The following is an 11,040-nucleotide window of genomic DNA, read 5'->3' on the forward strand; positions in this document are numbered from 1 at the left end:
TCGGCAAATTTAAAGATAACGAAGTATTGATCGTCACCACCGGCTCTCAGGGCGAAACGATGAGTGCGCTGTACCGCATGGCTACGGATGAGCACAAATACATCAAAATAAAGCCGACCGATCAGATTATCATCAGCTCAAAGGCGATCCCAGGTAACGAAAGCAGCGTATCGACGGTGCTAAATTTCCTCATCAAATCAGGCGCTAGCGTCGCGTATCAGGACTTTAGCGAGATACACGTGAGCGGTCACGCCGCACAAGAGGAGCAAAAACTGATGCTGCGCCTAATAAAGCCTAAATTTTTCCTTCCCGTCCACGGCGAGTACAACCATATCGCAAAGCATAAAGAAACGGCCGTGGCATGTGGCGTAGATGAGCGAAACATCTACCTGATGAGCGACGGCGATCAGATAGAAATTTGTCAAAAATATATGAAGCGCGCCAAGACGGTAAAAACCGGCAAGGTCTTTATCGACAACCAAATCAACAAGCAAATTTCAGACGACGTCGTGATCGATAGGCAAAATTTGGCCGAAGCGGGCGTCGTGATGATCATCGCGCAAATTTCCCGCCACGGCGCTAAGCTCATAAATAAACCTCGCGTTATCAGCTACGGTCTGGTTGGCGATAAGCAAGACGGCGAGTTTAGAAAAGAGATGGAGGGCGTGCTGGAGCAGTATCTAAGCAACGTCAAAGAGGAGCTTTTAAAAGACGGCAGGATGCTCGAAGGCCAGGTGCGCCAAGTCATCCGCAAACATATATTTAGAAAAGTCAAAAAGTATCCGACCATAGTGCCGATCATATACCTGATGTAAGGGCGCAAAATGAGCGATACAATCAAAATAGCCGCTAACGTGCTAAAAACGGAAGCTAACGAGCTAACGAGAAATGCCGAGATTTTAGACGGCGAATTTGAAAAAGCGGTTGAGGTTTTATACAAAACCAAAGGCAAAGTCGTGGTTACTGGCGTAGGCAAGAGCGGACACGTCGGCGCAAAGATCGCCGCGACGCTTGCTAGCACTGGTACGCCTAGCTTTTTCATGCATCCGACCGAGGCGATGCACGGCGATCTGGGTATGATCGGTAAGGACGACACGCTACTAGCCATCAGCTTTAGCGGCGAGAGCGAGGAGCTAACCAAAATCCTGCCTCACGTGCAGCGTTTCGGCGTACCGATAGTTGCGATGGCGAGGGATAAATTTAGCACGCTGGGTAAATTTAGCAACGCATTTGTGAAGCTTGACGTTAGTAAGGAGGCTTGCCCGTTGGACGCTGCACCGACTAGTTCGACGACGCTAACGTTAGCCTTGGGCGATGCATTAGCCGTTTGTCTGATGGAAAAGCGAGGATTTAAAAAAGAGGATTTTGCAAATTTTCATCCAGGAGGAAGCCTCGGCAAGAGATTGTTTTTAAAAGTAAAAGACGTGATGAGAAGCGAAAATTTACCGATAGTCCGCTGGAATGCGAGCCTAAAGCAGGCGATCGACACGATGACGCACGGCAAACTCGGTACTGTTTTGATCGTTGATAAAGACGGCGTTTTAGACGCGATTTTAAGCGACGGAGATCTTAGACGTGCGCTGATGAGAGAGGACTTTGATCTAAACGACGCTGCGATCAAATACGCGACGCTAAAGCCAAAAGAGCTAAATGATAAAGAGATGTTAGCGATAGATGCGTTAGCGCTCATCGAGCGTTACAAGATCCAGCTACTAGCCGTCGTAGAAAACGGCGTTCCGGTCGGTGTTTTACACATACACGACCTTGCAAATTTAGGACTATAAAATGCAAAAAAGCAGACTAAATAAATTTATATCGCATAACACGAGTTATTCGCGCAGAGAGGCTGACGAGCTCATAAAACAGGGCAAAGTTAGCGTAAACGGCCGCGTCGTTAGCGAGCTAGCTACTAGCGTTAGCGATGAGGATAAAGTGAAGATAAACGGCCGCATAGTAAGGCTGAAAAAAGAATTTACGATGATCGTTTATCACAAACAAAAAGGCGAGCTGGTTAGTAAAAAAGACGACCGCGGACGTAAAACGATCTATGATAGTTTGGACCGACAGTTTGCTAAATTTGTTAGTATCGGGCGGCTTGACTACGCTAGCGAGGGGCTACTTTTGCTAACGGACGCTCCTGCGATCGCTACCGCGCTGATGAACAGCGACGTAGAGCGCGAATACTACCTAAAAGTAAAAGGTGAGGTAACGCCCGAGGTGATAACGGCGATGAATGAGGGATTTTTTGCTGCGGACGCTACCAAGGGCGCACATGCTAAAACCGCGATAAAATCAATGGAATTTAAGCCCTTTTTGAACTATAAAATTTTTGGCTCGAGCGGCGGCTTCACGAAGCTAAAAGTCGTGATAAACGAAGGACAAAACCGTGAGCTACGCCGGTTTTTCGGATATTTCGACCTTGAGGTGATGGATCTAAAGCGCGTTAGTTTCGGGCGCGTAGATCTTGGTATGCTAAAGCCCGGCAAATGGCGATATTTTGAAAATAGCGAATATGAAGCGCTGAGAGATTTTCTAAAGGTAAATAACGTTAGGTACTAACCTTTTATAAAACGTTAGCGATTAATTATGTAAAATTCATAGTTAAAAATTAACGTTAGCCAATAATTCATCAAATTTTCAAACCGGCGGAAAAATTGATCAAATTTTTGGAATACGTGCAAATTTAACCGACAAAGATCAAATTGCAACATTTACCGTTAATAAGTCATCTCCCGTAGCAGTAAATTTACCAACGTTTAACGCCTGTTTGGACGTCAAATTTACAAACTATGAGGAGACTTATTAAGTTTTTTACTAAATTTTAGCCGTAAAATGTGGGTAAATTTAAAATTAAATCCGTCAAATTTAACTATTTTACTTTGTAGAGCTAATTTAGGAGAATAAAAAACAAACAGGCTTTAAAAGCTAAATTTTATTCTCCGAAAGCAAGATAAAAATCAGCGGATTTATCAGCGTTTCTCCGCGTGCGGCGTAGAGCATGACATCCTCGAAATAGTTATCGTTAATGCCGTAAACGTGGTATTCATATGCGCCGATACCGTATCCCATCGGAGTGATGTCTACGCGCGAGTACCAGGCGTCTTTAGCTAGGATATATCGGCTGGTGTCCTGCGAATAGACCCATAGCACGATATCATCTTTGTTTTTTTGTCGCATTAGCCACGTAAACGAGTTTGAGATGTCGTAGAAAAAGTACGTATCGCCGTTTGGCATCACAGCCTGAGCCGTATTGTTTAGGTCGCTGATGAGAACCTTGCTCTCAAAGCAGAGGTATTTGTTAAGCTCGATTTCTAGCGGCTTTTTTTCTACGTTGCCGTGGCGAACGACGATCTTGCCCTCGCTAGTATCCACCGAAAACGCGAGCAGCGCCACCACGCCGATGAGTAGCACGGCGGCGAAAATTTGCTTTATCATAATAAAACTCCTCGCAAAAGGTAGTATTTAGCGACGAAAAAGCTGCAAACAAGAGCATTTACGGCCAGCCAAAAAGAGGAAATTTTGAGCAAATGCTCGTAAGGTTTTTTCACGATTAGCTCCACCAAAAACGCCGATATGCCGTAGAAAATACCCAAAAACAGCGAGCCCCAGATGAGGTAGCCGACGTAAAAATACTCGCCCTTTAGCATGCAGTACGGGCATTTGTGATTTGGTTGCTCGTAGACGTAAAGCCCGAAAAAATAAGTAATCGCGTAGTATGCAATAAATAAAAACAGCAGGTTGCAAACAAAGCTCGCCATCGTCTGTTTGAGTAAATTTAGCGTCAAAATGACCGCAAAAATGGCGTAGTAAAATATGACCAAATTTAACTTCGTGTAGCCAAACGGTAGCTTTGGCGCCTGAAACACGACCGAGCAGCAAAAGACGGGCACCTTTAACGGCACGTTGCTAAAAAACAAAATCTCAGTAGCAAATTCGACCAAAACGCCGATAAAAAGCGCGGTGAAGATGACGTATTTTCGCTTTAAATACGGGAAATTCGTCGCCTTTAAATCAAGCGAATTTATGATAAGCCACAGTCCAAAGCCAAAGATAAGTAGCAGTTTTAGCAGTAGCAAAATGCCGCCGAATTCGTTTGAGCCGATGACGCCCGCGGAGCACATGGCACCCGGCACTACGTCTGCTAGCTCGTTTAGAGATAGCGCGAAAAATACGAACAAAACGATCTTGCAAACTACGGCGAAAAACAAAATCGTATTTACGAGGTAGTTGCGTTTTTCAAGGTCGTATTGTAAATTTGACGTCGAGTTAAAGTCCCATAGCCGCATGATACGCACGACGAAATACTGCGAAATACCCATCAGCACGATGATGATGAGCTCGATTAGCAAAAACGCGATAACAACGTCCGATAAAAATACGCTCACAGCATCTCTCCGTCCTGCATCCTCACGTAGCCGTCCACGAAGTCCAGATCGTCAAATAAAATATCGTGCGTGGCGACGACGACGGTCTTTTTTAGCTCTTTAAATTTTTTTAGCATTTCGATAAAAATAAGCGAGTTTTGCTTGTCCAAATTTGCCGTCGGCTCGTCGGCTAGTATGACGCTAGGATCCATCGCTAGAGCCCTTGCTATCGCGCATCTTTGCTTCTCGCCGCCGCTTAGCTTTGAGATTATTTGATCTTTTTTGTGCGCGATGTTGGCGAGATTTAGCGCGCGATCGATTTGCGAATTTAGCTCGGCTTTTTTAAGACTTGTTAGGCTTAGCGGCGCCAGTACGTTTTGATAGACGCTAAGGCCCTCGATCAGGTTAAAGGACTGAAATATAAACCCGACCTCGCTGTGTCTAAAATTTGAACTCATGATATCGGGCAGCTTTGAGACGTTGCGACCGTTAATCAGCGCTTCGCCGCTGCTTGGTTTGCTAAGCGCGCCTAGAATGCCTAGTAGCGTACTTTTGCCGCTACCGCTAACGCCTTTTAGGATGACTAGGTCGCCGCTTTTTACCGTCAAATTTATATTTTTCAGCGCGTGAAATTCGTTGGGTTTATTTTGATTGTAAATTTTACAGAGATTTTTTACTTCTATCGCGTTCATTTTACAGCCTCGCTCATGTCGCTAACGGCTATGCGCCACGACGGGATGATGACGAATGCCAAAAACGGAATCACGCTAAAAACAAAGATCAAAAACAGCATATTAAAGTCGATGATCGGCGTGAAATCCGTGAAATTCGCCACCTCGCTGCCTAAAAATATATCGCGTAAAAACGGCGCGCCGAATAAAAACACGTAGATATAGGCTCCCGCAACGCCTAGCAAATAGGCACTAAAAGAAACTACTATGTTTTGGATAAATTTAAGTGCGATGATGTTTCTCACGCTAAAGCCGATACTGCGCAATATCGCGATCTCCTTTTTCTTCTCGCCGTAAGCGAGCGAAATTTGATTTTTCAGCAGGATGAAAAACGAAACCATCGCCACGACGTAAAGCACCATGAAAATGCCGCCTTTGTAGTAGTAAAGGTGTCTTATTTTGGCTACTCCGTCCTCGATGCTCGTAACCTCGGTGTTTGGATAGACGTTTTGGATCTTTAGGGCCACTTCGCTGATCTCGTTTACGTTTGGCACCTCGACGTAGAGCCTAGTGTATTCGCCCTCTTTAAGGCTTAGCACTTCGCGCGCGGTGGCTGGATTCATGTAGATGACGTCATTTGAGACGATGCCCGTTTCATGCGGCGCGGTTTTGTTGATCTTCATCGGGATCATTTTTTCTTCGGTTAAAAAGTTAAAAACGTCCTCGTAATAAAGCTCCGCCATCTCTTTTTTAACGCCTTCGCCCACGATCATCTCGTTTTCGTCCAAATTTTCATCGCCGACGATGTGAAACCAGACTCTTTTTTGCGCGAAATAATACTCTCCCTCGACCGCTCCCTCGACGCTAGCAACGCCGGGGATCTTTGAGACGTCGTAGATATAACCGTCGTGCATCAGGTCGCGTTTGCCCGCGCGCAGAGCCTCGACGATGACTTCGGGTTTTGAGCGGGTCAAATTTGTAAGGTCGCTTTGGATGGAGCTTGAGACGAAAAGAACTGCGCTTAAGATAAACACGATAAAAGCGAAGATAAAAAAGCTAAAAGCGTGATCGGCGCGGTCTTTATAGAGCAGCGTAACGGCGTAATCGATAAAATTTTTACTCGGCATAGATAAACTTCCCGTACTCTTTTGAAATAAAATTCGTCGAAATTTGCGCGTCTTTGACGGATTTTTGGATCAAATTTAGCTGAGCTTCCTTGCCGGCTCTATCAAAGCCCAGATAATGCGCCCCGATACAAACGTAAAGGATCGCAAAAAAGCCCGCTAAAACGCAGATGAGTCTCACATCAACCTCTCTACTAAAAGAGTCGTGATCTCGTCAAATTTGACGATCTGTTTGCCGCCGTGATCTTTGGCAAAGGTCTTAGCGTCCTCTTCGTTTGCAAACGGTATGAGCTCGTTACCCATAGGTCCGAGTACGTTTGAACCGGTTACGTAGTAGGCGGTTCTGGCGTCGATTTTGTTTAGCTTGTAGTAGTCGCTAACGTAAATTTGATCGTCCTTTTTGCCTTTTTCGAAATAATACTTCATCATGTCCTTGACGCCGTCAAAGTAAAGCTCCTCTTTGCTTGTTTTCATCATCGTCGCCCACTGCGGGTTTTTGCCGATTAGCATACCGCAAACCGGGCAGCGAGCGCCTTTTGGCACGACGATTCTCTCGGCTTTTTGCGCTTTTTGTTTAGATTTTGAGGCTTGATCGCTCGTGCCTAAATTTGCCGGAGCGTCCCATAGGTAAAGTGCTGCTGCTTGTAGGTGCTTGTCGTACTCAGGAGCTTTGCTAGCGCCCTTTGCGTCGCATGTTTTTTTGAGGTGAGCTTTTAGCTCTGAGATGGCTTTAAAGCTTTTTGGATCGACTTTCTCACAGTTTGCTTCGTAAAATTCCTTACCCTGCGCGTAAACGCCGCCTTCGCGTTTAGCTTTGATCATCTTGTTATCGCCTTCAAAGTCCTGTCCGGCGATCTCGTATGCTTTGGCAAAGTCCATTATCTCGCCGCCGTTTTCGGCCTGGAACTCTTTCGCGTCGGCCTCGGTTGAAAAGGCGTATTTGCTGTTTCTAGTCATCGTGCCGCCTATTTTGCTGCCGACGACGTAAAAGGCTTTATTTGCATCGATCAAATTTAGATTTTTCGTATCGACGACCTGCGCGTCGCTTGGGATTTTGCCCTCCGTGAGCTCGTATAAGCAGTGGAGCGACGCTACTTGTTTGCCGTTATAAACGTGGTTGGTTTTATAAAATTTAACCAAATTCATCCCGCAAACGGCGCAGTACTCTTTATCCTCGCCGCTTCCTACGAGCGTAGCTTTGCTTGGATCTACGCTTTGAAACATCGGCTTCATCTTGCCGGCTTGCTCGTTTGCTTCGGCGCCGAAAAGTAGCGCCGCCAGCAGCGCCGAACCCAAAATAGAACGTAAAATCATATTATCTCCTTAAATTATTTAGTTTTATTTGTTTCCGGTTTTAAAAACTCCGCATTCTCGCATGCGACTTTTAGACCCTTTGCGCAGCTTTTGTCAAAGAGCTCTTTAGCCTTAGCAGTGTCGGCTGCGACGCCTTTGCCCTCGGCGTACATTATGGCTAGGTTATTGCAGCCTTTGTCGTAGTTTAGGTTGCAGGATTTTTCGTAAAATTCTTTAGCTTTGGCGTAGTCTTGCTCCGTACCTTGGCCGAATGCATACAAAAAGCCGAGGTTGTCGCAGCCGATACCCACGCCGCCCGCGCAGGCCTTTTCGTAAAATGATTTTGCTTTAGCGTAGTCTTTTTCTACGCCCATGCCTTCAAGGTGTAGGTAGCCTAGGTTATTGCAACCCATCATATCGCCGTAGTTGCAGGCTTTGGTGTAGAGCGAGATCGCCTTTTTGATATCGGTTTTGACGCCCGCTCCGTTTGCGTAAAGTAGCCCTAGTGCGGTGCAGCCCTCGTCGTCTTGGCAGGCTTTTTCGTAGTACGCAGCGGCTTTAGCGAAGTCCTGAGTTGCGCCGTTGCCGCTTTCGTAGATGTAGCCTAGGTTATTGCAAGCAAGCGCAAATTTGGCGTTGCAAGCTTTTTGGTATAAATTTATCGCCTTTTCGTAATTTTTCTCCACGCCGCCCGTACCTTCGAAATATACCACGGCAAGGTTGTAGCAGCCAGAAGCCTTGTTTCCCTCGTGGCAGGCTTTTTCGTAGATTTCTATCAGCTTTTTATGGTCGCCGCTTTGCTGGGCTTGCATGCCCTCTTGGATAAAGCCCGCGTTTGCGCTAGCGCATAAAACCGCCGCCGCTAGTAGTTTTTTATACATTTTTTCTCCTTTTAAATCGTTTTTACGTCACGCCCTCTAAAGGCTAGCGCGGTTATCAAAAGCATGCAGCCAAGCGCGATATAGACGCTAATGTGCACCGGCGGCAAATCTCCGCTAGCGTAAGAGTGCATGCCCGTTAGGTAAAAATTTACGCCAAAATAAGTCATCGCGATCGAAGCGTAAGAAAACACCGATGCGATCAAAAATACGTAGAGTGAATTTAGCTTTGGTATAAAGCGCAGATGTAGCGCGATCGCGTAAACTAGGATCGATACGTACGACCACGTCTCCTTGCTATCCCAGCCCCAGTAGCGCCCCCAGCTCTCGTTTGCCCAGATTCCGCCGAAGAAATTTCCAAGCGTTAGCAAGCAAAGACCTATGATTAGACTAGCTTCATTTATCGCTGCGATATATCTGATCTGCTCGTTTAGCCTCGCCTCGTTTGCTTTGTTTTTAAACGCCATAAGCCCTAGCGCGATAAGACCCAGCACGCAACCAAGGCCTAAAAATCCATAGCTAGCAGTGATAACCGATACGTGGATACTGAGCCAATACGACTTTAGCACCGGCACAAGGTTGGTAATCTGCGGATTTACGAAGCTCATATGCGCCACCAGCATCACGATGCCAGCTAGCAGCGCGGCCGCCGCAAGCGCAAGCAACGAACGCCTAAAAAATATCATCCCCGCTAGCGCTCCGGACCAGCCGATGTAGATCATTGATTCGTAGCTATCGCTCCAAGGTGCGTGTCCTGAGACGTACCAGCGCAGAGCTAAAGCCGCCGTATGCAGGGCAAATCCTAGCGCAAACGCCGCTAAAATCGCTCGCTCAAGCGGTAAAATCCTTCTAGATAAAAACACCGAAGCAAGCCCTAGTAAAAGCGCAGCAAAGCCCAAAATCCAGTAGAAATAAACCAGTTTTTTAAACACCGAAGCGCGGTTATAAAACACCTCGGTATCGACCCTGCTAACGCTAGGTAAAATTTCCTCCGAAGCCGTTCGCTGATAGTTTCTTAGCGCAGCTAGCGCGGAGTCGGCCTTGCTCCAGTTATTATCCGCGATACCCTCTTGCAGACCCATGAGATAGTCGTTTAGCATGTTTTTTGCTTCCAGAGCGACTCGCTCGTCGTTAAAGACGTCGTTTGGCGATAGCCATGCGTGCTGCAGGTCGTTTGCTGCCGGGATAAATTTAAAAAACGTGCCCTTAAACGTGAGATACGCGATGTTTAGTCGCTCGTCAAATTTGATGAGGTCGTTATCGAGCGCGCCTCGTTTTGATAGAGGTTTTTCGTTTGCGGCTTCGACCTGCGCGGCTAGTTTATACTCGCCGTTTGCGTCAAACGCATCCCTGAAACTCGCGTAATCTCCGCTCAAATTTAACATCTTTTTTATCTCGCCGTTTTTTATTTTGACGATTTTGATCTCTTGCCACAGCGCGGGGTTTAGATTCATCCCAAGCACGATTTGTTCGGCGCTTAGACCGTAAAGCGAGTCTGTGCCGGAGATTTTATTTACGATTTCGCCCGCTTCGGTGCTGAGCGGCTTTATCCTGCCCGCGTAGTCTTGTACGAGAAGCTTTGCAAATTCGCCGTTAGCGTGAGCGGCGGTGTTTGCGGCGAAAGTTTTTAAAATTTCGCTCTCGTTTTGCTCGGCCGCGTTTGCGTTAAAATTTAAAAAACCAAGCGCGATAAAGGCCGCGACGAGAGAAAATCGGCTATTTTTGATGAAATTTATGAGCTTTAAAAATCGGCTATTTTTAGTAAAAAAGTTGCCAATGACTCCGACGCAAAGTAAGAAATATCCGATATAGGTCGGGATTTTGCCCGGGTCGCGGTTGACCTCTAGCACCGTGCCTTGCTCGTCCGCGTCGTAGGAGGACTGAAATAGCTTAAAACCTTGCAAATTTAGCGGATGATTCATGTAAATTTTATACTTTGCCAAAATTTCTCCCGAATCAGATAATGCCTCTACGTCGCTAGAGTATGAGGACGGGCTTTGCGAGCCGGGGTAGCGTTCAAGCTCAAATTTAATAAGCTTTATCGAAAACGGCAAGCTAACTAGCTTTGAGCCCCAGGTTAGCATTATCTCCTCGCCGTCAAAATTTAGCATACTAGGCTCGCCCAGCCAGCCTACGCCGCCGTGGATTTTGGCTGTTTGTTCGCGCTGCCCTTCAAAGCCGGCTTTTACTACGAGAGTGCCTCGCTCGCCTTTGGGTGCAGGTTTATAGGAGTCAAATTTGACGGTAAAATTTTTTGAGTTTATGGTTTGCGTGAAGTTAAAATTATTATCGCCGATTTGGGTTAAATTTAGCGGATACTCGAAAAATGTGTCTTTTGTGCGTATTTGCAAAAACGGCTTGACGCTCACCATCTCGTTTTCGCTTTTCCCCGCTCTTACGTGCAGTACGCCCTCGGCGCCCAGATAGCGTGTCAAAGCCGCGCCGATAAAGATAACGATAAATGCCGCGTGAAGTACGAAGGAGCCGAATCGGCGCCACATTTTGGTTTTTACGATGATAGCGAGCAGGCAAAGCGCGAGCGTGCTCATGACGCACTCGTACCAGCGCGCCTCGTAGACTAAAATTTTAGCCGTTTGCGTATCGTAAATGCTCTCTAAAAAGGTTGCGACGCCGGCACCTGCGGCTAGGATAAAGAGGAGGCAGAGCGCGAACTTGTAAGAGATGAAAAATTTTAATATTTTTAGCGCGC

11 protein-coding genes are annotated in these 11,040 nt (G+C 46.5%); 3 read left to right on the plus strand and 8 right to left on the minus strand.

Translation table 11 applies throughout. The features are described 5' to 3' along the window. The 3 genes from Q0314_RS00495 to Q0314_RS00505 all read left to right on the plus strand — a co-directional run. The coding region (locus Q0314_RS00495; protein ID WP_298055311.1) for a ribonuclease J at positions 1-815 on the plus strand (815 nt) is incomplete at its 5' end. A 9-nt stretch (positions 816-824) separates the two neighbouring features. Beyond that, complete coding sequence (locus tag Q0314_RS00500) at positions 825-1,784, plus strand: KpsF/GutQ family sugar-phosphate isomerase (protein ID WP_298055312.1); 960 nt, start codon at positions 825-827, stop codon at positions 1,782-1,784. A 1-nt stretch (position 1,785) separates the two neighbouring features. Further along, positions 1,786-2,559, plus strand: a complete 774-nt coding sequence (locus Q0314_RS00505) for a pseudouridine synthase (protein WP_298055314.1) — start codon at positions 1,786-1,788, stop codon at positions 2,557-2,559. A gap of 366 nt (positions 2,560-2,925) precedes the next feature. On the opposite strand, the gene Q0314_RS00510 is transcribed toward Q0314_RS00505, so the two are convergent. Genes Q0314_RS00510 through ccsA form a run of 8 tightly spaced genes read right to left on the minus strand, consistent with a single transcriptional unit; the run spans position 2,926 to position 11,029 of the window. After that, positions 2,926-3,435 (minus strand): hypothetical protein, encoded by a 510-nt coding sequence (locus Q0314_RS00510; protein ID WP_004321763.1) that lies wholly within the window; start codon positions 3,433-3,435, stop codon positions 2,926-2,928. Then, on the minus strand, positions 3,432-4,385 hold the full coding sequence (locus Q0314_RS00515; protein WP_298055316.1) for a hypothetical protein: 954 nt from the start codon (positions 4,383-4,385) through the stop codon (positions 3,432-3,434). Before Q0314_RS00515 ends, Q0314_RS00510 begins: the two co-directional genes overlap by 4 nt. Continuing rightward, the gene (locus Q0314_RS00520) at positions 4,382-5,056 is read right to left on the minus strand and encodes an ABC transporter ATP-binding protein (RefSeq protein ID WP_004321767.1); all 675 of its coding nucleotides are present in this window, start codon (positions 5,054-5,056) and stop codon (positions 4,382-4,384) included. Before Q0314_RS00520 ends, Q0314_RS00515 begins: the two co-directional genes overlap by 4 nt. Next, positions 5,053-6,162: an FtsX-like permease family protein gene (locus tag Q0314_RS00525; RefSeq protein ID WP_298055318.1), complete on the minus strand. Its 1,110-nt coding sequence runs from the start codon at positions 6,160-6,162 to the stop codon at positions 5,053-5,055. Before Q0314_RS00525 ends, Q0314_RS00520 begins: the two co-directional genes overlap by 4 nt. Beyond that, on the minus strand, positions 6,152-6,340 hold the full coding sequence (locus Q0314_RS00530) for a hypothetical protein (RefSeq protein ID WP_298055323.1): 189 nt from the start codon (positions 6,338-6,340) through the stop codon (positions 6,152-6,154). The genes Q0314_RS00525 and Q0314_RS00530 overlap by 11 nt, the downstream gene beginning before the upstream one ends. Continuing rightward, positions 6,337-7,473 carry a nitrous oxide reductase accessory protein NosL gene (locus Q0314_RS00535; RefSeq protein WP_298055325.1) on the minus strand — a complete coding sequence of 379 codons (1,137 nt, stop codon included), beginning with the start codon at positions 7,471-7,473 and terminating at the stop codon, positions 6,337-6,339. Before Q0314_RS00535 ends, Q0314_RS00530 begins: the two co-directional genes overlap by 4 nt. 14 nt (positions 7,474-7,487) lie before the next feature. Further along, entirely contained in the window at positions 7,488-8,333 is an 846-nt protein-coding gene (locus tag Q0314_RS00540; RefSeq protein WP_298055327.1) for a tetratricopeptide repeat protein, read from the minus strand. An 11-nt stretch (positions 8,334-8,344) separates the two neighbouring features. Continuing rightward, a complete protein-coding gene (gene ccsA, locus Q0314_RS00545) occupies positions 8,345-11,029 on the minus strand; it encodes a cytochrome c biogenesis protein CcsA (protein ID WP_298055328.1) in 2,685 nt (894 codons plus the stop codon). Between the last annotated feature and the right edge of the window lie 11 nt (positions 11,030-11,040).

Source organism: uncultured Campylobacter sp. (assembly GCF_938040115.1).
In the GTDB taxonomy this organism is placed as follows: Bacteria; Campylobacterota; Campylobacteria; order Campylobacterales; family Campylobacteraceae; genus Campylobacter_A.

What these genes read in the sequence shown, in the direction of transcription:
- Q0314_RS00540 (WP_298055327.1), bottom strand. Translation starts at nt 8,333, where the DNA reads ATGTATAAAAAACTACTAGCGGCGGCGGTTTTATGCGCTAGCGCAAAC.
- Q0314_RS00500 (WP_298055312.1), top strand. Translation starts at nt 825, where the DNA reads ATGAGCGATACAATCAAAATAGCCGCTAACGTGCTAAAAACGGAAGCT.
- Q0314_RS00535 (WP_298055325.1), bottom strand. Translation starts at nt 7,473, where the DNA reads ATGATTTTACGTTCTATTTTGGGTTCGGCGCTGCTGGCGGCGCTACTT.
- Q0314_RS00520 (WP_004321767.1), bottom strand. Translation starts at nt 5,056, where the DNA reads ATGAACGCGATAGAAGTAAAAAATCTCTGTAAAATTTACAATCAAAAT.
- Q0314_RS00510 (WP_004321763.1), bottom strand. Translation starts at nt 3,435, where the DNA reads ATGATAAAGCAAATTTTCGCCGCCGTGCTACTCATCGGCGTGGTGGCG.
- Q0314_RS00525 (WP_298055318.1), bottom strand. Translation starts at nt 6,162, where the DNA reads ATGCCGAGTAAAAATTTTATCGATTACGCCGTTACGCTGCTCTATAAA.
- Q0314_RS00505 (WP_298055314.1), top strand. Translation starts at nt 1,786, where the DNA reads ATGCAAAAAAGCAGACTAAATAAATTTATATCGCATAACACGAGTTAT.